Below are 25,294 nucleotides of genomic sequence, written 5' to 3'. Positions count from 1 at the left end.
CTCAACCCCCCAATCGCAGCCCGGTGTTCCGGGTACCGAACACGTCGGTGGCGATGATGGCCCCGAGCTTGGTTGCGTCCCAGCGCTTCTGGCCGTTGGAGACAGACGCGACCGGATGCCAGCCCTTGAGAAGTTGGAGATGCTCGCCCATCGCGCGGATCACCTGACCGCTGACGTGACCGGCCTCGGGGCTGGCCAACCAGGCCACCACCGGCGAGCCCAGTGAAGGGTCCTTGGGGTCGAACTCGTCCTCTGCGCGCTCGTCGGGCTCGATCGGCGCCTGCGCGCCGGGCATGGACGCCGACATCCGGGTGCGCCCGCCCGGGCTGATCGCATTCACGGTGGCGCCGATCGATGCCAACTCGAGGCTCAGGGTCTGGGTCAGGCCCACGATCGCGGCCTTGGCGGCGCTGTAATTGGTCTGCCCGAAGTGACCGTGCAGACCGGCGCCGGAGGTGGTGTTGATGATGCGCCCATAGACCTTTCCGCCGGATTCCTTCGATTCCGCGCGCCACTTGCGGGCGACCGCGCGGCTGGTGAGCCAGCTGCCGCGGACGTGCACCCGCATAACCAGGTCGAAGTCGTCGACGGTCATGTTCCAGATAGCCTTGTCGCGAACGATTCCCGCGTTGTTGACGACGATGTCCAGTCGGCCCAGCTGCGAGTATGCTCGCTCCACAGCAAGGTCGACCTGCTCCTCGTCACCGACATCACTGAAGTCGGAAACAGCGTTGCCGCCGCGGCTTTCGATGATCGCCACCACTTCATCTGCGACCTTGCCGGTGCCCTCGCCGGACAAACTGGTGCCGAGGTCGTTGACGATCACGGTGGCGCCGTGCTTGGCCAGTTCCAACGCATGGCCCCGGCCGATGCCGTGCCCCGCCCCGGTCACCAGGGCGACTTTGCCGTCGAGCAGTCCGGTCATGGGCTCTCCTCGGTTGGTGTGAATACCGTCAGAAATGGGCTCTCGGGATCCGCGTCGTCGACGGGCCGAAACACTGCGGTGACGGGGATTCCGACACGGAGGTCGGCGGGGTCCGCGCCTTCGATCGTCGTCATCAGCCGCGGGCCCTCCGCCAACTCGACGATCGCGGCCACATATGGCAGTCGCTCCTTGAACGGTGCCAGATCATTCACGTACACAGTCGAATACGTGTAGAGCGTTCCGCTCCCGCTCGCTCTTACCGGCCGCACTTCCTCGCTCCAGCAGTATGGGCAGAACGGCCGCGGATAGTGATGCACCTTGCCGCACGCCGCGCACTCTGCGATCAGCAATTCACCCCGTTTCGCGGCCTCCCAGTAGGGAGCACTTGCCGCGTCTATCGTTGGAATGTCAGCGCGCGCCACCTTTACCACCCGGTGAACTCGGTGGGACGTTTCTCCAGGAATGCCTGGACACCCTCGGTGGAGTCGTGCGAATACGACTGGATCTCCTGCGCCATCGCCTCCGCGACGAACGCACCGGACCGGTCGGTGTCGGGGGAGTCATTGAGCAGCCGTTTGGTGAACGCGATCGCCGAAGTCGGCGCGCCGGCCAGCCGCTCGGCGAAGTCTGCGACCGTGGCATCGAAGTCCGTGGCGGCGACCACCCGATTCACCAGGCCCAGCGTGCATGCTTCGGTGGCTGAGAGCTTCTCGCCGAAAAACGCCATCTCCTTGGCCTTCTGCATACCGATACGGCGAGGCAACAGGTAGCAGCCGCCGCCGTCGACGACCAACCCGCGCTTGACGAACGATTCAGCGAAGTAGGCGTTTTCGGTGGCGATCACCAGGTCCGAGGCGTACACCACGTGCGCACCCAGGCCGGTCGCCGCGCCGTGTACCGCGGCGATCACGGGTTTGTTGCAGTCCAGCACGGCGGCCACCAGCTTCTGGGCACCGTTCATGATGCGCCGGGTCGGCTCCAGCACTCGCTTCTCGCCCTTGGCGCGCCGTTGGGCCAGTGATCCCACGTCGGCGCCAGCGCAGAAGTGCTTGCCGTTGGCGCGCAGCACCACCACGCGCACCTTCTCGTCGGCGTCGGCGGTGGCCAGTAACGCGATGAGTGCATCACGGTCGTCGGGACGCACCGCGTTGGCGGCATCGGGCCTGTTCAGGGTGATCGTCATGACGCCGTTCGCGACATCGGACAGAATCGCTGCCTGCGTGTTCATGGTGTGTAGGTGGCCCTCAGGTGCTTGATGCCGTTGACGAAGTTCGACCTCAGCATGACCGGTTCGCCAGCGGCGGTGACGTCGGGGTATCGCGCGTAAAGCATCCTGAACGCCACGTTCAATTCCAAACGGGCCAAGTGGGCGCCCAGGCAGTAGTGCGGTCCCGGACCGCCGAAAGCAACGTGGTTGTTGGGTTTTCGCGCGATGTCGAAGCGCTCCGGCTCATCGAATACTGCGGGGTCGCGGTTGGCGGCAGGATACCAGACCACGACCTTGTCGCCGGCGTTGAAGGTATGGGTGACCTCGCCCGACTCGTTGGTCAGCGTCACACCGTCGCGGGTCACGGTACGGCGGAAGTGGATCACCGGGCTGGCGTACCGAAGGATCTCCTCGACGGCAGTGGAGGCCATCTCGTCGTAGTTCGCCAGCAGGCGGTCCCGCTGGTCCGGGTGCGCGCTGAGGATAAGCAGCCCGTGGGTCAGCGCGTTGCGGGTGGTCTCGTTGCCTGCGCCGATCAGCAGGATGAAGAACTTCGCCAGCTCTTGAGGGGTCAGGTTCTCCTCGTCGGACGTAACCAGCTTGCTGATGACGTCGTCTTGGGGATTGGCGATGCGGTCCTCGGCGATTCGCTTGAGGAGCTCGATGAGCTGTTCGCTGATCTCGGTGACCGCCGCTTCGATGCCTGCGACGCTCTGGTCGGGCACGTACTCGGGGTCCGAGGCACCGAGCACGATGTTGGTCGCCCGCAGGATGAACTGTTCGTGTTCGCGTGGAACCCCGAGCATGGTGTCGATGATGCGCAGCGGCAACAGCGTGGCGAACGAAGAAACGAAGTCGCACTCACCCGTACGCGGCATCTCGTCGAGGATCTCGGCGGTGGTCTCCTCGACCAGGCCACGCAACTCGGACAGAATGCGGGGAGTGAAGCCGCGCGAGACGATCTTGCGTAGTCGCATGTGCTCGGGATCGTCCATGTCGATGATGGAGCCACGGTATTCGCGCATCTCGGGGGTCTGGTCGAAGATCTGCGTGCCCTGCCCGGAACTGAAGTCGGCGGGGCGGCGGCTGATATCGACGACGTCACGGTGGGAGCCGACCGCCCAGAAGCCGCGGGGCCGCGGTGAGTCAGGCCGGTTGGTGCGGACGAACACCGGGCCGCCCGCCTCGCGAAGGCGCCGGTAGAGCGCGCTCCGGTCAGTCCGACGCTCCTGCCACCATTGCAGATCGATCAGCGGTGCGAACTGCTGCTCGTCGGTGTCGATTGCGCTCACAGCACCCGATTCTGGCACCCATGTCACTTATAGGCAATGTCGGGGTACTGGAAAAAACTAGGAACTCGCGCGATACTCGTTCGCGGCGGGCATGAGTTATCTAACATTAGTGTCACTGTAGTCGGAGGAGCGAGCGGAGGAGAGCGCATGACCTTACGGGTCGGCATCATCGGCGTGGGGTGGGGCGCACATGTGCAGGTGCCCGGTTTCCGGGCGGCAAAGGGTTTCGAGCCCGTCGCGCTCTGTGCGCGTACACCTGATCGGCTGGAACGCGTGGCAACCAAACTGGGCATCGAGCAGACTTCCACCGATTGGCAGTCGTTCGTGACCCGCGACGAGCTCGACATCATCTCGGTCGCGACCCCGACGGTGCTGCACCACGAGATGACGATCGCCGCACTGGCGGCGGGTAAGGCTGTGTTGTGCGAGAAGCCGCTGGCCGGTGACCTCGACGCGGCCCGCCAGATGGTGCGTGCCGCGGCCGACTCCGGACTGCCCACGGCCTGCTGCTTCGAAAACCGGTGGAACCCCGACTGGTTAGCCGTCGCGGACCGGGTGCGTTCGGGCTTCCTCGGTTCGCAGTACCTTGCGCGGGTCAGTCGCAGCGCGTCCTACTGGCATCCGAGTCATCCACTGCAGGCCCATTGGATGTACGACCGCGAGCAGGGGGGCGGCTATCTGGCCGGCATGCTGGTACACGATCTGGACTTTCTGTGCAGTCTGCTGGGTCGCCCGGTGTCGGTGTGCGCGGAGGTCCGCACCAGCGACCCGGTCCGCGAACTGCCCGACGGTGGCACGCTGGCCGTCACCGCCGACGACACCGCGGCGCTGCTGATGCGCATGGAGTCCGGGGTGACCGTCATTATGAGCGTTTCCGTGATGGGCGCCCACGCGGATCACTACCGCCTGGAATTGTTCGGTTCCGACGGCACCATCATCGGCGACGGCGACTTGCGTTCCGCAACATATAGTCTCGGCGCTGCCACTGATGCGGGGCTGAGTCCCCTGACCGTCGATGAACGCGAACCCGCGCACCCCGAACGGCTGCCCGGCGGATTGGCTGGTCACGCCAGTCGGGCGATGGCGCTGATGTTGCAGGACTGGCTGCCCGCGTTCGACGGGGGGCCCAGCGGCGCGGCCACCTTCGAGGACGGGCTGCTGTCGCTCGCGGTGATCGACGCGGCGCATCGCTCGTCCGAGGGCGGCGGTTGGGAACCCGTGCGGGTTTGAGGTCGCAAGTCGTCGGCGCTAGTTGAGCGACGAGCCGGCGTCGACTGTGACGTGTCGGCCGGTGATCGATCGCGATTCGTCCGCCGCCAAGAACGCCACCGCCCCGGATGCGTCGGTGTCGGCCCAGGTTGCAGCCGGCCATGACATCGTCGAAAGTGACGCCGCGCCGGCGCGATCGCCTCTGCGGTCCACGTCGAGCATCACCGGCCGATACAGCCGTCCGGCATGCCATAGATTGTGGCCGCTGTCCGAGCCGCTGACGGTATTCACCCGGATCCCCTGGGGAGCAAGCTGTTCAGCGAGAACCTTCACGTACTGCGAGACCATCGACTGAGCGAGTTCATACGCCGCGCCGCCGAGTCCCTGCGGCTGAAAAGACGGTCCTTGCGCGAAGGGTGCGGGACCAGAAGCGATGAGGGATGCGCCTTCGGCCAATTGAGGCAACGCGGCGCTGAAAGTGTTGACCACGCCGATGAAGTCGACGTCGAACGTGTCGATGAAGGCTGTAATCGGGGCGTCCGGCCGAGCCGGGGCAATGGCGGCGTTGGCCACGACGACGTCGAGCGCGCCGAGCTGCCGCACCGTGGCGTCGACGGCGAATTCCATGTCGGTTCGATCGCAGACATCGCAGCGGTACACCGCCGCTCTTCGGTCGAGTTTGTCGATCATGCCCGCTGTGCGGTCGAGGTCTTCACTGGTGGCGAGTGGATAGTCACACGACGGGATGTTGTCGCACAGATCGACCAACATGACGTCTGCGCCTTCCCGGGCCAAACGCAGTGCGTGGCTTCGACCGCGACCCCTGGCTGCGCCGGTCACCAGCGCCACCTTGCCCGCCAGACGTGCGTTGGTCACCGGTTACTCCCGAGACCCGGCCCGCGGCGGACGAGCGCTGCGACTGTGTCGGCGGATTTCGGCGGAAGACATGGCATGTCGGTTCCTTTCTCGCTCCGTCCGGTCGACGCGCTGTCAGAACGTCCTATTCACGCGCAGCGGCCCGCACGCCTTGGAGATTGCATCGGTCCGCCGGACGGTGCAGTAGAAGCTCTGCCTCCCCGCGACACCCGACATTTTCCGTCAGAGTGTCGGACGATCGACACTGTAGCGGTGGGTGTCGGATGAGTCAAGGATCACGTTAGGGTGCAAATGTGGCGGAGCACACGAGCAGGGGTGAGGGGCCGTGGGGCGCTGACACACCGCAGGACGAGGGTCAGGCGCGAGACCGTCTGCTAACGGCGGCCGAGGCGTGTTACGCCCAACGCGGCGTTGCCCGCACGACGATCGTGGACATCGCCCGCGAGGCGGGCGTCCACCGCTCGACGGTCTACGTCTACTTCCAGAGCAAGGACGAGGTGCTGGCTGCCTGCTTCGTCCGGTCGATGGCGTCGGTGCTCGAGGCTGCCGAGCCGTTCTACCACACCGATGAGCCGTTCCTGGAACAGCTGATCCGCGCGACCGTTGTCGGGTTGGTGGCCGCTCGGTCGTCGCCGACTGTGATGCTGCTCTTGGGCGACGATCAGATCGCGCGCACCTATCGCGCCGCCGAGGCCTCCGAACTCTGGCGCAAGAATCTGGTCGAGAACATCGGTCAGCGCATCACGGCGGCCGTCGCGGCGGGTGAGGTTCGCGATGACGTGGCAGTGGAGACGATGGCGCGCTGGGTGACCCGATTGGCGTTCAGCCTCGTCCAAGAGCCCGGTAGCGCCGAAGACGGCGGGGACGAGGCCATCCTGCGAGCATTTCTGCCAGGCGCGCTGTCACCGCGTACCTGAGCTCGACGGTCGGACGTCGCCTTTCACATGTCATTAGGCGTCGTTGTGTCAGTCGAGGCCACGGAATCAGGAGGTGCGTGGGCCGAATGTCTTGGGTTTAGACCTCGGCCGGCGGGTAGATCAGTACGCCGCGGATATTGGCGCCGGCGTGCATGTCGGCGTAACCGTCGTTGACCTTCTCCAGGGGGTAGGTGCGGGTCACCATGGATTCGAGGTCGACCTGCCCGGCGCTGTACAGCTCGAGGATCTTCGGGATGTCGGCGCGGGGATTACCCGAGCCGTAGAGGGTTCCGATGATCTGCTTCTCGGTCAGGGTGAGGTCCATTAGGTTGGCCCGGATCTCCCGCTCCAGCATCGGGTGGATGTTGGTCACCACCAACCGGCCCCGCTTGGCCGTCATGGCCAGGGCCCGGCCCACCAGCCGGCCGTCACCGACTCCCATGGCGCAGATGAACTTGTCCACGCCGCGGTTCCAGGTTGCCTCGGCGACAACATCTTTTGCCTTGTCCCAGTCTGCCGCGGTATGCGTCGCGCCCATTTTTACCGCTTCGGCCCGCTTGTACTCCGACGGGTCGATCACGGTGATCGTGCGGGCACCCGCGAGCCGGGCACCCTGCACCGCCGCGGCGCCGATGCCACCGACCCCGGCGATGGCGACCGTGTCGCCCGGCCGAACCTCGGCGGCGTAGACCGATGATCCCCAACCGGTGATGAAGCCGCAGCCGAGAAGGCAGGCCAAGTCGAGGCGGTAGTGGTCCGGGATCTTCACGCAACTCGCCTCGTGCACCACGGTGTGATGGGCGAACGAGCCGATTCCGCAGGCCAGCGCGAGGTCTTCGCCACCGAGGTGGTGCCGGGCGGTTCCGTCGTGAATCTGCATGCCCGAGTAAATCTTTGCTCCGAGATCACACAGGCTCTGGTGTCCCGTCGAACAGGAGGGACACCGGCCGCAGGACGGGATGAAGCTGAACACCACGTGATCGCCCGGCGAGAGCCAGGACACATGCTCGCCGACGGATTTGACCACGCCGGCGCCCTCGTGGCCACCGATGCAGGGCAGTCGGATCGGCATGTCGCCGGTGACGAGGTGATCGTCGGAGTGGCACATGCCCGACGCGTGCAGTTCGATCAGCACCTCGGTCGCCTTCGGCGGGTCGAGTTCGATGGTCTCGACAGACCAAGGCGTGTTGCGTTCGAACAGGACCGCTGCTTGGGTGTGCACTGAAATTCCTTCCGCCTCAGCGAATAATGGCTTGATGTTCGACGAATCCGGCGATGCCCTCGGGGCCCCCCTCGCGGCCGATCCCGGATTGCTTGAATCCGCCGAACGGGCTGGCGAAGTCGAGCACTGCTGGCGAGTTGACTGCTACCGAACCCACGAGCAGTTGACCTGCCACCGCGGTCGCCCGGTCCTGGTCGGCGGACCACACGGCACCGACCAGGCCGTAGCGGGAGTCGTTGGCGATCGCGACCGCCTCGGCGGCGGCGTCGGCGGTGTCGTCGTAGGCGATGACGACCGCGACCGGACCGAAGACCTCCTCGCGGGCGATCTCCATATCGTTGGTGGCGGCCACGAGCGCGGGGGAGATGAACCACCCTGGGCGGTCGGGGCGCTCGCCACCGACGAGTACGGTGGCGCCCTCCTGCCGCGCGCGCTGCAGGAACCCCTCGACCTTGTCGCGTGCGGCTTCGTTGATCAGTGGGCCGATATCGGTGGCCCGGTCGGCGGGATCTCCTACGACCAGACCGGCGACGGCTGCGGTGAGTGCGGTTACGAATTCGTCATACCTGCTGCGCGGCAATAGGATACGAGTCAACGCCGCGCACAGTTGACCATTGTTGCCCATCACGCCGCCGACCAGCCCGGGCACCGTCGTCTCGAGCGGCGCGTCGGGCAACACGATGGCCGCCGACTTCCCGCCCAGCTCGGTGCTGCAGCGGCGGATGCGGGAGCCGCACGATGCTGCGATCCGAGCGCCGACGGTCGTCGACCCGGTGAAACTGATTTTGTCGACGTCCGGATGATCGGTCAGCAGCTCGCCGGTTTCGGCGCCGCCGTTGACGATGTTGACCACTCCGTCGAGCAGTCCGGCTTCCTCGACCGCTTCCATCAGCGCGCCGAATGCGAGCGGGGCATCGGGCGCCGGCTTGAGCACCACCGTGCAACCCGCGGCTAGCGCGGGACCGAGCTTCAACGCGGCGATGAACAGCGGCGTGTTCCACGGCACGATGGCGCCGACTACGCCGACGGGTAGCTGACGCACCTCGACGGTGCCGCCCGTCACGGAAGGCCGCCTCGACGAGAAGGGATAGTCAGGTGTGATCGCCGCGTAGGCACGCAGCACGCCGACCGCGGTGATCACCTGACCGAACGTGCTCCAGGATCGCGGCGACCCGATCTCCGCGGTCGTCAGATCGGCCAGTTCACCTTTGCGCGCGTTGAGCGCGTCGGCGAGTCGGCCCAGCGCGGCGCCGCGATCGGCGGGGGTCACCCGCCCCCATCCCGGCAGCGCGGCGCGGGCGGCCGCGACAGCTGCGTCCACTTCGGCGGGGCCGGCGATACGCACGGTGCCCAGCAGCTCGCCGGTGCTCGGCGACGTCACGTCCAGTGCTCCGGCGTGTACGTCCGACACCCATTTGCCCGCGACATAGCTCGCCGCCAACTCGACCATGGCCACCGATTCTGGCAGCAATGTCATCTTTCGACAAGCGGCTGATTGCTAGTTGCAGCGCTGCTTAAGTTTCGGAAATCATCAATATCTGACAGTATTGGTCACTATGACTGTATCGCCGGACGATGACGCCGATGGTAATGCCGGACAGCCGTGGGAGCTGGTCGTCGAGCGCGGCAAGATCGCCGAGTTCGCGGAGGCCATGTTGTGCGACGACCCCTCCTACCGCGGTCCGCACGCGATCATCCCACCGACTTTCCTGACGACCGCCGGCCGCTGGGCGCCGGCGGGCGTCCGAGTCGACGTCGGTTTCGACCGCAAGCGCCTGCTGCATGGCGAGCAGGAGTACACCTTCCACTCCGACCTACCCGCCGCCGGTGATGTCCTCACTGCGCAGGAGAGGGTCGTCGACCGGTACTCTAAACCGGGAAAACGGGGAGGCAGAATGCGTTTCGCCACCGTGGTCACCGAGTATCGCAACGCTCGGGGAGCGCTCGTCGCCGAGGCCAAAGCCACCTTCATCGAGACGGCCCCGCGATGACCTCCGGCGAAGGCAGCGGGGCGCAGCTGACGGCGACTACCGCATTGAAGGTGGGTATGCAGGCGCCACCCCGTGAGTTCGGGCCCCTCACCCGGCAGATGTTCGTTCGCTACGCTGGTGCGTCCGGCGACTTCAACCCCATGCATTACGACGATCAACTTGCGCGGTCCGCCGGCTACCCTTCGGTGTTCGCGCAGGGCATGTTCTGCGCGGCGTTGCTGGCCGGGTTCACCACCGACTGGCTGGGTGCGAGCAGCGTGCGCCGGTTCGGCGTCCGCTTTCGTGAGCAGGTCTGGCCGGGCGACGTGCTGACCTGCTCGGGCACCGTGACCGCCGTGTCGGCGGGGTCTGACGGCGAACGCGTGACCGTGGAATTAACCGCTACCCGGCAGACGGGCGGCGTCGCGATCACCGGCACCGCGGAGTTCCTCAACCCGCGAAACGCCGCCCGGCGCGACGCGGGTGGCGCGGATCGGCCATAGGCTGGAAACACCATGTCCGAAGCCTCGATCGTCCGCCGGGCCAGCTACGGCCCCTCGAGTCCGGCTGTGGGTGCTCGCGGCGCCACCACCCGGAGCCGGATCGCCGAAGTCTCGTTGGAGTTGTTCGGCCGGGTCGGGTACTTCGACACATCGGTCGACGCGATTGCCAAAGCGGCCGGGGTGTCCCGGGCCACCCTCTACCAGTACTTCAAGGGCAAGGACGAGATCTTCCTCGAGCTGCTCAACGAATGCGGCAGTGCATTGTTCCGGGTGGCGCGGCGCATCGGGCCCCTCGGACCCGACGAGGTGGGCTTCGACAATCTGAACTGGTGGCTAGGCGAGTGGAGCTGGGTCTTCGACAAGTACTCCACGATGTTCGTGCAGTGGACGGCCATCGCGACGTCAGACACCAAGGTGCGTCCCGAAATCACCCGATTCGTACGCGGTTACAACCACCGCGTCGCCGAGCGACTCGCCGCCTCGGGTCTGCAGGGCATGGACCCGGAGATCGCCGCCATGACGATGACCGCGCTGGTGCACCGCATTAATCTGTTCGTACACACCGACTGCGCTTACGGCCGCAGCGCCAAGGACGCCGTCGACACGCTGTCGGTTTTCCTTCAGCTGATGTTGTTCCCCGACACCCCACGATCGGTTTTGCGGTCGCTGCCTTTACATGCCAGCACAGACCCGGTGGCCGACATCGACGCCATCGAGGTACCCGCTCCGCCGGACGTCGAGGGGCTGTCCATCAGCGAGCGCACCGCCAGCCTCAGTAAGCGTGCCGTCAGCACTGTGAACGTGTTGGCCGATGCCGGTGCCGCCCAGTTCCGTGCCCGCGGCTACCGCAGCACGAGTGTCGATGACATCGTCGAGGCAGCCAACGTGGCGCGGGGCACCTTTTACAAGTATTTCAGCGACAAGCAGGATCTGCTCGCTGCCGTGGCCACCGAGATCTACGGGGCCGGAATGGCATTCGCCGAGCGGATCGCTCACGTCGATCCGGTGGCCAAGAAATCGACGCTGCGGCAGTGGCTGGGCACCTACGTCGAGTTCTATGACCGCTATTCGGGTTGCATCGAGGCGTGGGCCGAGGGCGCCACCGACGATCCCACCATCGTGAGCGTCGGGCGGAACGGTCAGATCCAGATGGATCTCGGTGCGGCCAGGATGCTGATCCGCGGACAGGATCGGTATCCGTTCGACCCGGTGGTTTCGGCACTGATCCTGCGTGCGTTGGTCACCCGGGTGCCGCAGGCGGCTCTCGACCTGCCCGAACCGATTGACCACGACGAGCTCATCGACGTGCTGATGGCCTGCATCAGCCGCGGCTTCTTCGGACGCGCGACGTAGTACCGGTCCTACTGCTATGCCGTCGTGACGCCCGCGGCGATGAGTTCGTCGGTTTCTTGTGTCGAATATCCCAACTCGCGCAGTATCTTTCGATTGTGTTCACCCAGCGCGGGCACGTCGCCGATCACCGGATCGACGCCGGCCAGGGCGGCGGGTGGCGGCAGCGCAGCGGCTGGACCACCAGGCGTCTGAATCTCGTGCCACCGGTCCCGACCGACGAGCACCGGATGCAGCCACAGCTGGTCGACACTGTTCATGCGCGCGTGCGCCACACCGGCGCTTTGCAGACGCTTCTCGAGTTCCTCGGCGCTCAGCCGTGCCGCCACCGACGTGATGATCGCCTCCAACTCCTCGCGGTGCGCTACCCGGTCCGGGTTCGTGGCGAACCGCGGATCGGCGACGAGATCCGTTCTTTCCAAGACGATCTCGCAGAGCCGCTGCCATTCGGCTGGATTCTGCACGGCGAGCAATACGGTGTCGCCGTCGCCCGCGGTGAACGGCCCGTACGGCGCGATCGTCGGATGCCGTGCACCCGTGCGCGGTGGCGCCGTTCCTCCGTACCGGCCGTAGTAGAGCGGCTGGGACATCCATTCGACCAATGCGTCGAACAACGACACCGACACCGGCCGGACAACACCGGTTGTGGCTCGGGTATAGAGCGCGGTGAGGATTCCGGTGAAGGTGAACATGCCCGCGGCGATATCGGCGATCGATACACCGGTGCGAGCTATCTCGGCCGGCGACCCGGTCACCGACAACAGCCCGGCCTCGGCCTGTACTAGCAGGTCGTAGGCCTTGCGATCGCTCCAAGGGCCGTCCTGACCGTATCCGCTGATCGTCGCGGTAATGGTCTGCGGGTGCTTGCGGGCCACCGACTCGGCATCCAAGCCCATCCGGGCCGTAGCACCCGGCGCCAGGTTTTGTACCAGGACATCGGCACCCTCGAGCAGACGGTCGACGATGCGTCTGCCTTCGAGGTGCTTGAAGTCCACGGCTAACGACTCCTTGCCGCGATTCAGCCAGACGAAGTAGCTTGACTCGCCGTGCACCGTGCGGTCATAGCCGCGCGCGAAATCGCCGCCCTGTGGTCGCTCGACTTTCACCACTCGCGCGCCAAGGTCGGCGAGCTGCCGGGTCGCATATGGCGCCGCGACTGCCTGCTCGAGGCTCACCACAGTGATGCCCGCCAACGGGGCATTCGTCATGGGGTACTCCCGGGTGGGATGACGAAGATGTCAGAAGGAGGATAACAGTTGGCGGTATTCAAACGTCTGATGTCCTGTAGCAAGCAAAAAAAGCGATGTACGAAGTGTCAGATACTAGGGGCCCAGCCAGGTGCGCGCGCGCAACGTGTACGTCGCTGTGGACGAATTCCGCCACCCGGCGCCCGCGCCGCACTTCTCCCGAACCCCGGCTACGCAACCGTGCCCGGTCGCGTAGCCGTCGGTCACACTGATGCGGCGACGGCCATTCCGGTGATCCATTCCGGTACAGGCTCATAGACCAGCGGGATTACCGGCCGCCCACCGCCGGCGGCGCCAGCGGCGAGCCAGGTTCTGACCTCGTTGGCGCCCGCGCCCGCGCGCGCGTGGGCGGTGTCGACGAGTCGAATCAGCGCAGCGACATCCCAACTCGACATCGCGTCTAACACTTCGGCGTCCCAGTCGGGACGGATCTTGGTCCGCGCTGCCGCCATACCCTCGGCGATGATGCGTGCCCGCTCCTCGTCACTGAGGTCGTAGGCGTCGACTTCCAGACTCGGCGGGGAATGTGACAACCCTCCGGTACCGATCACCAGCACCCGCTCGGCGATGCCGTCGAGGAACCGGCCCACCTCCGCGCCGAATGCGGCCACCCGATGGCCGGTCGGAAGCGGAGCCGTGGCACAGTTCACCGGCACCGGGATGACGGGCTTGACTGCCAAGCCGCCGAGAAGATCCCGAACGGGTTGGGCGAACGCATGATCCAACGCGATGTCACGACATGCGGCGACATCGAATCCGGCCGACAGCAGGTGTTCACACAATCGGCGCGCCAGCCCGGACGGGACGTCCAGGCCGCCGGCCGGGTGGCCGCCCTCGGCCAGAATCGACGCGGATAACGCCACCCCGAAAGCGGGGACCACGTGGCGAAACGCGCGGCGGTGGTCGCCACCGAACACGATCACCACGTCGGGGTCGAACTGTTGTGCGCGGTCGGCCACTGACGTCAGCGCCGAGCGGAACCGGAGGCCGAAGGCGTGTTCGACATCGCGTTCCTTGCCCGGGCTGTGGCTTGCACAGACAACCAACCGCTCAGGCCTCACGTTCATCCCCTCTTCACTCGAAGTGACACTAATGTTAGGTGAGTGTGGCTACGGGGATAACCCGACGCCGACGCGGAATACGTCGGGCGGCTACGACCTCACGCCTTGATGATAATGCCCTGCGTCATTGCCACGATGATGCCGAGCGTCACGATGAACGCCACGCACACGGCGAGCAGCCGGACGGTTTCTCGCTTCAGCGCGGCGTTGGTCTGCGGAGGAAGAAAGAATTCAGCGGGCAGCTCTTTCATGCTCGTGTTCTGCCAGTCACGGTCGGGCTCCTTTCGGATCACGGAATGTAGGGGCTGTCGACGCCGGTCAAAATGCGCAATACCACGAGCGGGATGATCAGAAAAACAAAGAAGGTGATCTGGAAGACGATGAACCAGGCGCCCAGTCGCATGAGTTCGAATCGCCATCGTGGAATCTTGACCTCGTAGTTGAGGTAATCGTCGAATTCCTGCTGCTTGGTCAACGGCAACTGCTTGGTAGCGACGGCTGACCCGGCCTGGCCTCCGGCGTGGCCCGACGGATGCAACGAGGTCCTCGGATTGGTGAAACGATCCAATCGGCAGAAGCGCTCGAAATGATTAAGACCGCGAATCGGTGGCTTACCGGCCCAATAGGCGATCAGGTTGGGCCACACGCACATGATGCCGATGGTCCAGAGCAACGTGATGCGACCGCCGTTGCCCCACTCGAGAACGGGCCCGATGCCGGGATCGTAGGTCCACCATCCCATTGCCGTAGCGGTGCCCTCGACGACGAAGTCCCAGACGTAGTTGACCGGAATCGCAAGCACCAACATGGATTTGAGCATGCTCCAACCAAACCGCGCGGACACCCATTGACTCAGCCACAACACCAGGAGCGCGTGTACTCCCCAATACACCGCGTAGGCGAACGGCATGAATAGAGGGTCGTTGGGAGTCTTGAGCGGCAGCCACTCGAGCAGATGGTGGTCGGCAAACGCTGGACTGTAGAACAACATCTGGCCCCAGTCACCGATAGTCTCCATCCAATACACCGCAAGGCTGTTGAACAGGAACAGGAATCCCCAGGTCAGACGTCGCCGTCGGATGACATCGGCTACTGCCAGAACGATGAAGACGCTGCCGGCGACCGGTATCACCCAGTTGAAGAACCACACACCAGATGGGTTGAGTGTCGCCGGCGGCGCCAGGTGCGCTGTGGCGAAAAGCATCGTTGCCTCTCAACGAGCAAGCGCCGGAGCGGGCTCCAGCACATTCCTTTAGACATGTGTAACCTAGTTCACTACATAACGTTTGTCAGCAGGATCCTCGATGGAGACTGAGCGCGGATTTGGTCCTGGACGGTACGACGGGGCGTCGCCTTTCGACGGGCCCATCCGGCCGACGAGGATCTTGACACCGCCGCGCTGATGAACAGCCCCTGCCGACAGCCGTGCCGTGAATACGACGCTGGACGTTGACACTATGACAGTAAGCTGTCATCTTTGGTTAGGTCGTGCCAAAGGAGCTGCGCAGTGACGGATCTGAAGTCCCCTCGGCGAGCAGAGCTGTCGGCCATCGAGCCCGCGCGGATCAAGACCATTCGACCAGTGCTGTTCTGGTCGAGCCTCGGCGCGGTGTGCATCGTCATCGCCGCCTACGTCTACGTCGCGTGGATCGTGACCGGCAACGCGACTCCGGTAAAGCCCGGACCCGACCCGATCCCGGCGGCCACCCGCTGGGCAATGACCGCCTTCCAAATCGCTTGTCCTCTACTGGCACTGGTCGCGATCGTTTACGTGATCCGCAAGAGCCTGCGGGAGCGCCAGCTCTGCGTCGAAGCGGCGATCGTGATCGGATCGACGATCGCCTGGTGGCACGACCCCTTGATCAACTGGTTTCAGCCGGCGTTGTTCTACAACGCCGGCTTGGTCAACTTCGGCAACTGGACGCAGAACATCCCCGGCTGGCTGAGCCCTGACGGTCGATTGATGGCCGAGCCGGTGCTGGTGATCGGAATGATCTACATCTGGATGCCGCTGGCCATGGGCTCGCTCGCCCGCTGGGCCATGGGCCGCGCCCGCCACCGGTGGCCGGCGCTGGGACCCGTCCGCACGTTCTGCGCCGGTTGGCTCGCCGTATACGTCATCGAGTTTCCGCTCGAGATCTTTGCGGTGCGCCACGGTCTGCTCGGCTATCCGGCATCGGTCCCGAGCCTCACGCTGTGGGCCGGGCGGACTGTCCAGATACCGCTTTACGGGCCCATTCTGTGGTCGCTGGTGCTCAGTTCGAGTGGTGCGCTGATGTTTTTCCGCAACCGTGACGGGCAGATCCGGGTCGAGGCGGGTGTGGAATCCCTGCGATGGGCCGGACCACGGGTCAGAGGGCTGCTCAGGGTGCTGGCTGTCACCGGCTTTCTACATGCGGTGGCGATAGGCGTGTACGACTTGCCGGTGAACCTCGCCGGGTTCTACGCCGGGCCGACCCAGACCTACCCCAGCTACTTGCGCACGCAGTACTGCGGGCCGGGCACGCCCCGACACTGTCCGGATGGCACCCGGTTCGACGATCACTAGGTCGCGCTACTTCAGGACCGCAGGCAGGGCGGCGAACTCCTGACGGATCAGGTCGTCGAGCGACCGGCCCGGTGCCGACAACCATTGGTTGAGGGCGCGCTCGACGAGCAGCATGCCGACCGCCGCCAGCAGCCGGCATTCGCTGTCGGGTGCGGGCAATCGGCGTCGTTCGGCGATCACCTTGGCGACGGTCTCCGCGTTGGCCTCGTGGTTTCGCCGTTCGCGGCCGAGCAGGACGAGCGACGACGCGACCGCCTCGTGGTACTGCGCGATCCTGTTACGGATGCGTTTGAGGCCCGGGGCAAGCAGCGCGAATGAATTCGCCAAGGCCTCGAAATCCGAGACCTTGTCCGGTTGGGCCAGGTAGACCCCGCTCACGGCGTCGATGAAGTCGTACTCGCCGAAGAACAGCACCGACTCCTTGGTTGGGAAGTAACGGAAGAATGTCCTCGGTGAAATCCCCACGCTCTCGGCGATCTGGTCCGTGGTGGTCTCGTCGTACCCGTTGGTGCTGAACAGGTTCAGGGCCGCATTCAGCAGAGCATTGCGGACCCGGTTCGCATGCTCGTCGCGCGGTGATCGATCACCCCGGGCCATCCGCCAACCTCCTCCTATGTCGGGTGCCCCGACACTACAGCGACGACGGGTGTCGGCGCATCGTTGACACTTGTCGCGGCACCGACAATACTTCCACTATGACAGTCAACTGTCACAGTGATACCTAGGCGCCCTTCGGCGCGGGTAGAGGGGGTTTCCGTCGCAATGAGCGAGCTCGGCGTCACCGCAGCGCTGAATATCAACGATTTGCCCTTCGCGGCGGACCGCACGCGCGCGTGGCGGGAGCTGCGCGAGGCCGGCGAGGCGGTGAGTTCGGGCGACGAGATTATCCTCACCAGCGCCGAGGCCGTGGAGTTCGCGGCCAAAAGACCGGAGATCTTCTCGTCGGCAAGAGCTTTCGACCGCCTCGGAAGTCCGGTACCGCTGGTACCGATCGCGATCGATCCCCCGGATCACACCCGGTTCCGCCGGATGCTCGATCCGTTCTTCAGCCCTAAGAAGATGGCCGAGCGTGAATCCGAATTACGCAGGCAGGCTGGGGAGTTGATCGACGCCATCGTCGCCCGCGGCGAGTGTGACGTGGTAACCGACCTTGCCACACCGTTTCCCTCCCAGGTGTTTCTGACGCTGTTCGGGCTGCCCCTTGCGGATCGCGACCGGTTGGTGCAATGGAAGGACGCGATCCTGCAATTCACCGATCCCGGTGCCACCGAGGCGACTCCGGAGGTGATGGCGCACGCGCTCGAGTTATTCACTTATCTGACCGAGCACATTGCCGAGCGGCGCGCGAATTCAACCGGCAGCGACATGCTCACCCAGCTCATACAAGACACCGAGGAGGGGGGAATGTCGGACAACGAGATCCTCGGTTTGTGCTTTCTGTTTGTGCTGGCCGGACTGGACACTGTCACCTCTGCCGTCGGGTTCTCACTGGCCCGGCTTGCGACCGACGCCGAGATGCGTCACCGTATCGCGAACGACTTGTCACTCATCCCGGCATTCATCGAGGATATTTTGCGCGTCGACGGACCTGTTCCGTTCGCCCCGCGTGTCACCACCGAGGAGGTCGAAGTGGGGGGCAGGGTGGTGCCCAAGGGCACCACGGTCATGCTCAGCTACGGCAGCGCCGACCGCGATCCGCGGCGGTACCAGGACGCCGACGAGGTTCATCTCGACAGCAAGGTCGTGCACTTCGCGTTCGGGCGCGGACCACACCGTTGTCTGGGTTCACATCTGGCGCGTCTCGAACTCCGACTCATCCTCGAGGAATGGCACAACCGCATACCCGAATACACTCTGGCTTCCGACAAGCCGCCACAGATGCCGTGGCCTACCGGGACGATGTCGCTGCAATCGGTGCCGCTGAACATCAAACCGTCGTCGCGGGATCAGCCGCTCTGACGGTTGCGCGAAGGCTCACCCGACTTTCGGGATGATTTCCTCGGCCACCCACTGCATGTGGTCGAGATAGGCATTCAAACCGTCCAGCGCAGGCGGGTTGACCCAGGTGTCTGTGACGCCGCGCTCGGCCAGCATGTTGCAGTTGTCGATGACCTGTTGAGCGTTTTGGCCGAATTGCGCATTCGGGTCGTCGACGATCGCGTGCTCTTGACCGACGGACAGCACCGCCAGGCTGTAGAACAGCGAGAACGACCGGTCGTCGAACCCGGGCTGCGAACGCAGGTAGTCCATCTTGGCCGGCAGCTCGTCGGGTTTGGTCAGCCAGGGTGCCCAGCCGTCGCCGAACCGAGCCGCGCGGCGCAGCACCGCGTCGGCATCTCCGCCCATCCATATCGTCGGGTGGGGCTGGGAGATCGGCTTGGGCCCGAACGCGATGTCGTCGAACTTGACGAAGTCGCCGTCGAAGCTTGGCGAATCGCTGTGCCACAACTCGAACATCGCCTCGAGATACTCGTCGGTCATGCGGCCGCGCTTGTTGAAGGGGACGCCGATCGCGTCGTACTCCTCCTTGAGCCAGCCGACGCCGACGGTAGTCTGGGCGCGACCGCCACTTAACCAATCGAATGTTGCGATCTGCTTTGCGGCGATGATCGGGTTGTGCAGCGGCAGGATCGTCACCATCGATCCGATGGTGATCGTCGAGGTGGCGCCCGCGACGAAGGCTTGGGCTGTGGTTGCGTCGAAGTAGTGATCGCCGGACAACGCGACGTGAGCACTCGGGGTGAGGAAATGTTCGGGTAGGAACACCATCGAATACCCCAGCTGCTCGGCATGTTGGGCGACTCGCGCGATGTCGGCACCGGTGAGCTGGTATTCCCATGGCTGCGTGATCGCGGCGACGTGCATGCAGTTGGGTAGGTAGACGGTGAATCTCATCTGGCGCCTTCCGATTTCATGGTCCGGCGGCGGAGCGCTGACTGGCGAACTGATCCTACCTGGACCCCGGCAAGCCGATTATGACAGTCTACTGTCACCCGTCAAGACCTGGGGCCGCCGCATTCATGGATTCAAATCAGCGGACATGCCAGTTAGTCTGGTGCCACAATCCGCTGCGGAGACGACAGTCTACTGTCGCGCAATAGACCAGGAGAACCATGAACGCCGGCCCCACGGTGCCCTTGACCGATCCGATCCGAGGCAGGAGCGAACCCGGTCGGCTCTGGACGTTGACCAACGTCGGCGAAGCGACGCCGGACATCCTCTCGCCGCTGTGCTGGTCGCTCTGGGGGGCCGGTGTCGAGTTCGCTTCCCGTGGCGGCCTCTACGACTTCGGAGTGCTGGGCTCCTCGGCGCTTCAGGTACCCGACGACCCGAACCAGTGGAGCACAGCCTGCTTTTTTGGCAGACAAGCTATGAACGTCGATCGCGCCCGCGAACTCGCCGGGTTGCTACCCGGAATGACCGGTGATGACTTCGAACGCGACTTGTTGGGTGCAGTGCGGCCTGATGCGGTTCCGACCCGTAGCAACCCCCGCCGGTTGCCGGTGGTCGTCGTCAAGGCACCGTTGGTGCTGGCGCGCGAGCGGTCCGCTCCGCGCCGTCTGCACGAGCGGCAGATGAACTGGTGGCGGGCAACCGTGCTGAATGGACGATGGACCGATGCGCGGACTCTGCTGGCGGATTCGTCGCACCGGTTCAGGGCGGCGATGCGGGTGCATGTCCGCACTCGGCTCATCCTCAATGTGTTTCGCGCACAGGTCGAATCGGTCGCCGCCAAGGCGGGTCGCAGTGATCTGGTTCCCGCCCTGTTGGCCGGCTACGGCGGCGTGATCGAAACCGAGTTGGCCGATGACGTCTGGTCGTTGGGACACGGACGTATCACGTTGAACGAGTTTCTGTCCCGGCACGGCTTCCATGGTCCCAATGAGGGCAACGTAATCGGGCATTCGTGGCGCGAGGACCCCGACGCGGTCCTGCGCGCTGCTTCCGCCCACGCCAGTAGGCCGGAGACCGACCGTCCAATCTTGCGCGCCGAACGCGCGGCCGCTGCGCGTCGGCGCGCCGAGACCGATTTGCTCTCAACACTTCCCGCGGTGCGACGCCCTTTGGTGCGTCGGCTGCTGGCATGGACGGGGGCTCAGGTGCGGTCCGTCGAGCTGACCAAGACCTCGTTCCTGACCGCCATCGACGGATGCCGCGCGGCCGCCGGTGGGTTCGGTGCCGAGCAGGTCGCCGCCGGGACGCTGGATCGGGTCGACGACGCCTGTTACCTGACCCTTGACGAACTGCTGGCTCCGCTGCCTGCGAACGTGCGCGATTTGGTGGAGTTTCGCCGAAGCCGGCGCGAGGAGTACCGACGCCTCGAGGTGCCGTCGGTTTTCACCGGGATGCCGCAGGCCATCGAAAGGTCGGCCGGGCAGCCCGCCGAAGATACCGTCATTCATGGAACACCCGCAGGCCCAGGGATCTTCGAAGGCGTCGTAAGAGTGGTGGTCGACCCCGAATCCCAGGACACCCTCGACGACGGCGAGGTGCTGGTCTGCAAATTCGTCGACCCTGGCTGGACCGCCTTGGTCTCGCTGGCGGGTGCCCTGGTAACCGACATCGGCAGTCCTGCGAGTCATGGCGCGATCGTCGCGCGCGAGCTCGGCATCACGTGCGTGGTCGGAACGGGCAACGGCACCCGTGTATTACGCAGCGGTGACATCGTGCGGGTGGACGGCTCCACCGGTGCGATCGCAGTGCTGACCCGGTCTCGGGACTCGGTGCAGAAGTGAACGTGGGACCGAACGCGCTCTCCTCGGGTCTGCCCGCGGCCAAGGAACAGATCGTGACCAGTTGCCCGCCGGTGCCGGGTTGGACCGAAAATCTGCTGTTCACGCCCTACGACCCGGTGCGCGACATCGGCATGTGGCTGCATTTGGGCACAGTCGCCGACATGTGGGAGATGTGGGAGGACCGCGTCCTCGTCGCGCTGCCCGCGGACCAGGGAGTGTTGTCCATGTGGGCGTATCACCGAACCGCGCCCGAGCACCGGCCAGCGGGGGCCAACCTGGCCTTTCGCTGTAAAGAGCCATTCAGTAAGTGGCACATCACCTTCGATGGTTTCTGTCTGCGGTCCTCCTATGACGCGATGCGCAGCGCACTCCTGCCTGACGGGCCCAAGACCCACGTCCGGCTGGAGCTGGAAGTGCACGGTGTGACTCCGGTGTGGGACGCCGAGGCCGGCCCACCGACCGCCTCGGGGGCCGGCATGGCCGAACAGAGCTGGGCCCGAGAACACTACGAGCAGCTCACCCATGTCGTCGGCGAAGTCACCGTGGGGTCGGAGACCTTCCCGTTCGACGGTGGCGGCTGGCGCGATCATTCCCGCGGCCCACGTGGTGCCGACACCTTGACCGACTGGGGCGGCCACGTCATCGCCGGGGGAGTCATGCCCAGCGGCCGCGCATTCGGGTTCTGCAAGTATTGGACCCGCGAGGGCCGCACCACGCTCCAGGGCGCTTACACGGTCACCGACGGTGTGCTCAGGCACGTCGGGCTCGATGCGATTCCGCCGCCAGCGGTGTTGCAACGCGACGGTGAGCGATTTGACTGCGAGCTCGACGGTCAACCGATCGAGGGCACCATCTGCTCGTCGCTGTGGCTGTCGATGGCCGACGGTCTGCCCTACGGGCTCGTGGATCCGGCGCGGGCCTACACCGTCAGTTGGGCCGAGGTGACGTGGGGCGGGGAGACCGGCTACGCCTACCTCGAGAGGTCGAGCCCGGCTGGGCCGCCGCGTCGTTGACTGTGACAGTCGACTGTCATAATGTGGCGACAGACCCGAAACGTCCAGAAAGGCGTGTGGCGTGGCTTCGAACCTGTTCATAGTTCTTACCAACCCGATCGACGGGGAAGATGACGCCTTCAACAAGTGGTATGACACCCAGCATGTGCCCGAGGTTCTCGATGTTCCTGGCGTCGTTGCGGCACAGCGATACGACATCAGCGAACTGAAGGTGCCCGATGACCCGGAGCTGCCCGCTCAGCTGCCGCCTCCGACGCACCGCTACATGGTGATCTACGAGCTGGACAACGAACCCGAGATCGTGATGGCGGAGTTTCTGAAACGTGTTATGGCCGGCGGGCTGTCATTGGGGGAGTGGCTGGATCTGACCACCGTGTCTCTCACCGGATGGTCCCCGCGCGGCGAACGCGTGCTGGCGGAGCGCTAGTGGGGGAGCTGCTCGCCGTCATCCACGCCCAGCGCGCATGTCGGCGCTTCGATCCGGACGGCAAGGTACCCGACGCCGACGTGGAGCAGATGCTGGCGGCTGCGGTGCACGCGCCGAGCGCGGAGAATACCCAGCCTTGGACCTTCATCGTGGTCCGCGACGAGAGCAACCGTGCGCTACTAGCGGATTGGTGGACCGAGACCTGGAACGCAGGTGGCGGTGACTTCGTCAAGCAGAACATCGAGGACAAGGTGCTGGTCGCCGACCTGGAATTCGGTTTCAGCAAAGGGGGGTTTGCTGCGGCGCCGGTCGTGATCGTGGTATGCGCCGACACCGACCGTGTGCCCGAGATCTACGCACCGTCGTCGATCTACCCGGCCGTGCAAAACATGCTGCTGGCCGCTGCCGACCTCGGGTATGGCTCATGCCTGACCACCGGCCTGACCACTTTCGGTGTCGACCGCGTCTGCGAACTGCTGCAGCTGCCGCAGAACCTGATCCCGATGGCGGCCGTCTATGTGGGCCTACCCGCACGCAAGCTCTCGCCACCCCGCCGCCGCCCGGCGACATCGGTGGCCCACCGCGAGCGGTTTGGTAATTCGTGGTGAACACAACGGAGAGGTGCCAATGCCTTTAGCGATAACCGAGGATCATCGCGCGCTCGCCGATGTGGCGCGCGCGATGGTGACCGGGCGTGCGGGCACCGCGGGTGCCCGACGGATCCTGCTCGACCGTGAAAAGAGCGGTCGCTGGTGGTCTACCGACGGACTCTGGAAAGAGATGGTCTCCACCGGGTGGCTCGGCCTGCACATCGACGAACGTTTCGCCGGTCAGGGTTACGGACTTCCTGAACTGACGATCGTGTTGGAGCAGCTGGGACGCGCCGCGGTGGCCGGGCCGTTCCTGCCCACCGTCACGGTGTCCGCGGTGATCGCCGAGGTGGGAACCGACGAGCAGCGGGAACGGTGGTTACCGCGGCTGGTATCTGGTGACGTGGTCGCGGGTATAGGGACCAATGGCGATGTCGTCCTTCATGATTCGAAGGCCTCAGCCACGGGCACGCCGGCACTGGCCGAGGCGGAAGCAGACCTGTTCCTGCTGCCCGCGGGCGACGACCTCGTCCTTGTGCAGGCTGGTGACGGTGTCACTACACGTTGCAATGACTCGGTGGACCGGTTACTCGCCCCGGTGGTCGTGGTCAGCCTGAGCTCCGTGCAGGTCGCCGAGGTCTTCCCGGGCGCCGCTGGGGCAGCGGTGCGCATTCTTCGGCTGCTGGCCGCGGCCGAAGCCGTGGGCGGGCTGGGCGCATGCACCGAGATGGCGACGGCGTACGCCGCGAGTCGCGAACAGTTTGGCAGGCCTATCGGCTCTTTTCAGGCGATCAAACACCACTGCGCGAACATGCTCGTCGATACCGAGCTGGCCGTCGCGGCGACCTGGGACGCCGCGCGTGCCGTTGGCGCGGAGGCTGAGCTGGCCGCGGCGATGGCTGCCGGGCATGCGCTGAGCGCCTACCAGCGGGTGGCGCTGCAGAACGTGCAGGTGCACGGCGGCATCGGCTATACCTGGGAGCACGACGCGCACCTCTACATCAGGCGCGCCACTGTGCTACACGCGTTCGCCGGTGATCAGGATGTGCTGCGGGACACCGTGATTGCTATGCAACGCAAGGGCATCCGCCGTCGCCGATCGGTAGACCTGCCCGAGGGTGCCGAGCAGTATCGACAGGCCGCACTGGATTTCCGCTCCGAACTCGAGGCCGCCGACCCCGACGACCGCCAACGACTCTGGGCGCGCAGCGGTTACCTGCAACCACACTGGCCCGCGCCGTACGGACGGGGTGCGAACAGCGTCGAGCAGTTGATCATCGAGGACACACTGCAGGGTTTGGACAAACCTAGCCTCGGACTCGGCGAGTGGGTGGTGCCCACCCTGCTGCAGCACGGCAGCCCCGAACAGATCGATCGATTGATCTGGCCGAGCCTCGAGGGCGAACTGCGATGGTGCCAGCTGTTCAGCGAGCCCGGCGCCGGCTCGGACGCGGCGGCGGTAGCCACCAAGGCCAGACGAGTCGACGACGGCTGGGTCCTCACCGGACAGAAAGTGTGGACCAGCGATGCTGTGAATTGCCAGCGCGGGCTGGCCACCGTGCGCACCGATCCGAATGCGCGCAAGCACAAAGGCATTACGGCGATGATCATCGACCTCGCCGACCCGGCGGTGCGGATTCGCCCGCTCACCGAGATCACCGGTGAGACGCTGTTCAACGAGGTCTTCTTCGACGACGTCTTCGTGTCCGATGACAACGTGGTGGGTGGTGTGAACGAAGGCTGGAGCGTGGCGATGGCGGCCTTCGGTAATGAGCGGGTGTCCATCGGCGGTGGCTCGGTCACCATGACCGCCGACGCTTTGATCGATCTGCTGGCCCGGCACCGGCCAGACGATACTGGTGCGGCCCGCGACGTCGGCGCCCTGCTGATCGAGTCGTACACCCTGGCCACGCTGAATCTGCGGCAGGCGGCGCGGGCGGTCTTCGCCGGCGGCCCCGGAATCGAGGGCAACATCGCCAAGCTGTTCGGGGCAGAGCACGCCCAACGCGTGGCCGAGTTGGGACTCCGGCTCGCCAGCCGGGCCATCCTGGCCGGCGGGGAACCCGACGTTGTGCACGACTATCTGTTCAGCCGGTGCCTGACGATCGCGGGCGGCACCTCGGAGATCGTCAGAAACCTGATCGCCGAGCGCATCCTTGGCCTGCCGCGCGATCCGGCACCTAAGTAGATTGGAGAGCCAG

General features: G+C 65.3%; 25 protein-coding genes. 12 read left to right on the top strand and 13 right to left on the bottom strand.

Features of this window, described 5'->3' with window-relative positions:
- Window position 1 precedes the first annotated feature (1 nt).
- The 4 genes from H7I87_RS20850 to H7I87_RS20835 are packed head-to-tail and all read right to left on the bottom strand — an operon-like array spanning window position 2 to window position 3,424.
- Entirely contained in the window at window positions 2–925 is a 924-nt protein-coding gene (locus H7I87_RS20850; RefSeq protein WP_023864492.1) for an SDR family NAD(P)-dependent oxidoreductase, read from the bottom strand.
- Window positions 922–1,356: a Zn-ribbon domain-containing OB-fold protein gene (locus H7I87_RS20845; RefSeq protein WP_023864491.1), complete on the bottom strand. Its 435-nt coding sequence runs from the start codon at window positions 1,354–1,356 to the stop codon at window positions 922–924. Before H7I87_RS20845 ends, H7I87_RS20850 begins: the two co-directional genes overlap by 4 nt.
- On the bottom strand, window positions 1,350–2,153 hold the full coding sequence (locus H7I87_RS20840) for an enoyl-CoA hydratase/isomerase family protein (RefSeq protein ID WP_023864490.1): 804 nt from the start codon (window positions 2,151–2,153) through the stop codon (window positions 1,350–1,352). The genes H7I87_RS20845 and H7I87_RS20840 overlap by 7 nt, the downstream gene beginning before the upstream one ends.
- A complete protein-coding gene (locus H7I87_RS20835) occupies window positions 2,150–3,424 on the bottom strand; it encodes a cytochrome P450 (RefSeq protein ID WP_023864489.1) in 1,275 nt (424 codons plus the stop codon). Before H7I87_RS20835 ends, H7I87_RS20840 begins: the two co-directional genes overlap by 4 nt.
- A 147-nt stretch (window positions 3,425–3,571) precedes the next feature.
- Between H7I87_RS20835 and H7I87_RS20830 the strand changes: the two genes are divergently transcribed.
- Window positions 3,572–4,654, top strand: coding sequence for a Gfo/Idh/MocA family protein (locus H7I87_RS20830; RefSeq protein ID WP_023864488.1), 1,083 nt, complete (start codon window positions 3,572–3,574; stop codon window positions 4,652–4,654).
- Between the two features lie 18 nt (window positions 4,655–4,672).
- On the opposite strand, the gene H7I87_RS20825 is transcribed toward H7I87_RS20830, so the two are convergent.
- Complete coding sequence (locus H7I87_RS20825; RefSeq protein ID WP_031345208.1) at window positions 4,673–5,509, bottom strand: SDR family oxidoreductase; 837 nt, start codon at window positions 5,507–5,509, stop codon at window positions 4,673–4,675.
- 293 nt (window positions 5,510–5,802) lie between these two features.
- Here H7I87_RS20825 and H7I87_RS20820 point away from each other — a divergent pair, with 293 nt between their 5' ends.
- Window positions 5,803–6,426: a TetR family transcriptional regulator gene (locus H7I87_RS20820; RefSeq protein WP_023864486.1), complete on the top strand. Its 624-nt coding sequence runs from the start codon at window positions 5,803–5,805 to the stop codon at window positions 6,424–6,426.
- A 97-nt stretch (window positions 6,427–6,523) separates the two neighbouring features.
- Here H7I87_RS20820 and H7I87_RS20815 read toward each other — a convergent pair whose 3' ends face one another.
- Window positions 6,524–7,648 carry a Zn-dependent alcohol dehydrogenase gene (locus tag H7I87_RS20815; protein ID WP_033726928.1) on the bottom strand — a complete coding sequence of 375 codons (1,125 nt, stop codon included), beginning with the start codon at window positions 7,646–7,648 and terminating at the stop codon, window positions 6,524–6,526.
- A gap of 16 nt (window positions 7,649–7,664) precedes the next feature.
- Complete coding sequence (locus tag H7I87_RS20810) at window positions 7,665–9,125, bottom strand: aldehyde dehydrogenase (RefSeq protein WP_050483933.1); 1,461 nt, start codon at window positions 9,123–9,125, stop codon at window positions 7,665–7,667.
- Window positions 9,126–9,204: 79 nt separating this feature from the next.
- On the opposite strand from H7I87_RS20810, the gene H7I87_RS20805 reads away from it, so the two are divergent.
- Genes H7I87_RS20805 through H7I87_RS20795 form a run of 3 tightly spaced genes read left to right on the top strand, consistent with a single transcriptional unit; the run spans window position 9,205 to window position 11,474 of the window.
- Complete coding sequence (locus tag H7I87_RS20805; RefSeq protein ID WP_080708765.1) at window positions 9,205–9,639, top strand: FAS1-like dehydratase domain-containing protein; 435 nt, start codon at window positions 9,205–9,207, stop codon at window positions 9,637–9,639.
- On the top strand, window positions 9,636–10,121 hold the full coding sequence (locus H7I87_RS20800; RefSeq protein WP_033726927.1) for a MaoC/PaaZ C-terminal domain-containing protein: 486 nt from the start codon (window positions 9,636–9,638) through the stop codon (window positions 10,119–10,121). The genes H7I87_RS20805 and H7I87_RS20800 overlap by 4 nt, the downstream gene beginning before the upstream one ends.
- Before the next feature lie 12 nt (window positions 10,122–10,133).
- Window positions 10,134–11,474, top strand: a complete 1,341-nt coding sequence (locus tag H7I87_RS20795; RefSeq protein ID WP_023864478.1) for a TetR/AcrR family transcriptional regulator — start codon at window positions 10,134–10,136, stop codon at window positions 11,472–11,474.
- A 14-nt stretch (window positions 11,475–11,488) separates the two neighbouring features.
- On the opposite strand, the gene H7I87_RS20790 is transcribed toward H7I87_RS20795, so the two are convergent.
- The 4 genes from H7I87_RS20790 to H7I87_RS20775 all read right to left on the bottom strand — a co-directional run bounded on the left by H7I87_RS20790 (window position 11,489) and on the right by H7I87_RS20775 (window position 14,983).
- Window positions 11,489–12,679, bottom strand: a complete 1,191-nt coding sequence (locus H7I87_RS20790; protein WP_033726925.1) for a CaiB/BaiF CoA transferase family protein — start codon at window positions 12,677–12,679, stop codon at window positions 11,489–11,491.
- Window positions 12,680–12,921: 242 nt separating this feature from the next.
- Entirely contained in the window at window positions 12,922–13,785 is an 864-nt protein-coding gene (locus H7I87_RS20785) for a 3-carboxyethylcatechol 2,3-dioxygenase (protein ID WP_031345066.1), read from the bottom strand.
- 92 nt (window positions 13,786–13,877) lie between these two features.
- Complete coding sequence (locus tag H7I87_RS20780) at window positions 13,878–14,030, bottom strand: DUF7156 family protein (RefSeq protein ID WP_167380293.1); 153 nt, start codon at window positions 14,028–14,030, stop codon at window positions 13,878–13,880.
- A 38-nt stretch (window positions 14,031–14,068) separates the two neighbouring features.
- The gene (locus tag H7I87_RS20775) at window positions 14,069–14,983 is read right to left on the bottom strand and encodes a spirocyclase AveC family protein (RefSeq protein ID WP_158084962.1); all 915 of its coding nucleotides are present in this window, start codon (window positions 14,981–14,983) and stop codon (window positions 14,069–14,071) included.
- A 303-nt stretch (window positions 14,984–15,286) separates the two neighbouring features.
- Between H7I87_RS20775 and H7I87_RS20770 the strand changes: the two genes are divergently transcribed.
- Window positions 15,287–16,327, top strand: a complete 1,041-nt coding sequence (locus tag H7I87_RS20770) for a spirocyclase AveC family protein (RefSeq protein ID WP_167380292.1) — start codon at window positions 15,287–15,289, stop codon at window positions 16,325–16,327.
- 6 nt (window positions 16,328–16,333) lie between these two features.
- Here H7I87_RS20770 and H7I87_RS20765 read toward each other — a convergent pair whose 3' ends face one another.
- The gene (locus tag H7I87_RS20765) at window positions 16,334–16,924 is read right to left on the bottom strand and encodes a TetR family transcriptional regulator (RefSeq protein WP_023860726.1); all 591 of its coding nucleotides are present in this window, start codon (window positions 16,922–16,924) and stop codon (window positions 16,334–16,336) included.
- Window positions 16,925–17,089: 165 nt separating this feature from the next.
- Between H7I87_RS20765 and H7I87_RS20760 the strand changes: the two genes are divergently transcribed.
- A complete protein-coding gene (locus H7I87_RS20760) occupies window positions 17,090–18,286 on the top strand; it encodes a cytochrome P450 (RefSeq protein WP_023860727.1) in 1,197 nt (398 codons plus the stop codon).
- Window positions 18,287–18,301: 15 nt separating this feature from the next.
- Here the strand turns inward: H7I87_RS20760 and H7I87_RS20755 are convergent, their stop codons facing one another.
- The gene (locus tag H7I87_RS20755; RefSeq protein ID WP_023860728.1) at window positions 18,302–19,222 is read right to left on the bottom strand and encodes a TIGR03619 family F420-dependent LLM class oxidoreductase; all 921 of its coding nucleotides are present in this window, start codon (window positions 19,220–19,222) and stop codon (window positions 18,302–18,304) included.
- A 218-nt stretch (window positions 19,223–19,440) separates the two neighbouring features.
- Between H7I87_RS20755 and H7I87_RS20750 the strand changes: the two genes are divergently transcribed.
- From H7I87_RS20750 to H7I87_RS20730, 5 genes are all read left to right on the top strand, one after another.
- On the top strand, window positions 19,441–21,063 hold the full coding sequence (locus H7I87_RS20750) for a PEP-utilizing enzyme (protein WP_033726923.1): 1,623 nt from the start codon (window positions 19,441–19,443) through the stop codon (window positions 21,061–21,063).
- Entirely contained in the window at window positions 21,060–22,076 is a 1,017-nt protein-coding gene (locus H7I87_RS20745; protein WP_033726922.1) for a DUF7064 domain-containing protein, read from the top strand. Before H7I87_RS20750 ends, H7I87_RS20745 begins: the two co-directional genes overlap by 4 nt.
- A 61-nt stretch (window positions 22,077–22,137) precedes the next feature.
- Window positions 22,138–22,503 carry a DUF4286 family protein gene (locus tag H7I87_RS20740; RefSeq protein ID WP_023860730.1) on the top strand — a complete coding sequence of 122 codons (366 nt, stop codon included), beginning with the start codon at window positions 22,138–22,140 and terminating at the stop codon, window positions 22,501–22,503.
- Window positions 22,503–23,111, top strand: a complete 609-nt coding sequence (locus H7I87_RS20735) for a nitroreductase family protein (protein WP_023864474.1) — start codon at window positions 22,503–22,505, stop codon at window positions 23,109–23,111. Before H7I87_RS20740 ends, H7I87_RS20735 begins: the two co-directional genes overlap by 1 nt.
- Window positions 23,112–23,130: 19 nt before the next feature.
- Window positions 23,131–25,281: an acyl-CoA dehydrogenase family protein gene (locus H7I87_RS20730; RefSeq protein ID WP_033726929.1), complete on the top strand. Its 2,151-nt coding sequence runs from the start codon at window positions 23,131–23,133 to the stop codon at window positions 25,279–25,281.
- Window positions 25,282–25,294: the final 13 nt, after the last annotated feature.

The sequence above is a fragment of the Mycobacterium timonense genome, from assembly GCF_025821985.1.
Taxonomy (GTDB): Bacteria; Actinomycetota; Actinomycetes; order Mycobacteriales; family Mycobacteriaceae; genus Mycobacterium; species Mycobacterium avium.
The sequence above is the reverse complement of the archived record's forward strand: the minus strand, read 5'-3'. Positions and strand labels throughout refer to the sequence as shown.

Coding starts and splice junctions, on each gene's coding strand:
- H7I87_RS20850 (WP_023864492.1), bottom strand. CDS start 925: ATGACCGGACTGCTCGACGGCAAAGTCGCCCTGGTGACCGGGGCGGGG.
- H7I87_RS20840 (WP_023864490.1), bottom strand. CDS start 2,153: ATGAACACGCAGGCAGCGATTCTGTCCGATGTCGCGAACGGCGTCATG.
- H7I87_RS20830 (WP_023864488.1), top strand. CDS start 3,572: ATGACCTTACGGGTCGGCATCATCGGCGTGGGGTGGGGCGCACATGTG.
- H7I87_RS20810 (WP_050483933.1), bottom strand. CDS start 9,125: ATGACATTGCTGCCAGAATCGGTGGCCATGGTCGAGTTGGCGGCGAGC.
- H7I87_RS20805 (WP_080708765.1), top strand. CDS start 9,205: ATGACTGTATCGCCGGACGATGACGCCGATGGTAATGCCGGACAGCCG.
- H7I87_RS20800 (WP_033726927.1), top strand. CDS start 9,636: ATGACCTCCGGCGAAGGCAGCGGGGCGCAGCTGACGGCGACTACCGCA.
- H7I87_RS20795 (WP_023864478.1), top strand. CDS start 10,134: ATGTCCGAAGCCTCGATCGTCCGCCGGGCCAGCTACGGCCCCTCGAGT.
- H7I87_RS20790 (WP_033726925.1), bottom strand. CDS start 12,679: ATGACGAATGCCCCGTTGGCGGGCATCACTGTGGTGAGCCTCGAGCAG.
- H7I87_RS20785 (WP_031345066.1), bottom strand. CDS start 13,785: ATGAACGTGAGGCCTGAGCGGTTGGTTGTCTGTGCAAGCCACAGCCCG.
- H7I87_RS20780 (WP_167380293.1), bottom strand. CDS start 14,030: ATGAAAGAGCTGCCCGCTGAATTCTTTCTTCCTCCGCAGACCAACGCC.
- H7I87_RS20775 (WP_158084962.1), bottom strand. CDS start 14,983: ATGCTTTTCGCCACAGCGCACCTGGCGCCGCCGGCGACACTCAACCCA.
- H7I87_RS20765 (WP_023860726.1), bottom strand. CDS start 16,924: ATGGCCCGGGGTGATCGATCACCGCGCGACGAGCATGCGAACCGGGTC.
- H7I87_RS20760 (WP_023860727.1), top strand. CDS start 17,090: ATGAGCGAGCTCGGCGTCACCGCAGCGCTGAATATCAACGATTTGCCC.
- H7I87_RS20755 (WP_023860728.1), bottom strand. CDS start 19,222: ATGAGATTCACCGTCTACCTACCCAACTGCATGCACGTCGCCGCGATC.
- H7I87_RS20750 (WP_033726923.1), top strand. CDS start 19,441: ATGAACGCCGGCCCCACGGTGCCCTTGACCGATCCGATCCGAGGCAGG.
- H7I87_RS20730 (WP_033726929.1), top strand. CDS start 23,131: ATGCCTTTAGCGATAACCGAGGATCATCGCGCGCTCGCCGATGTGGCG.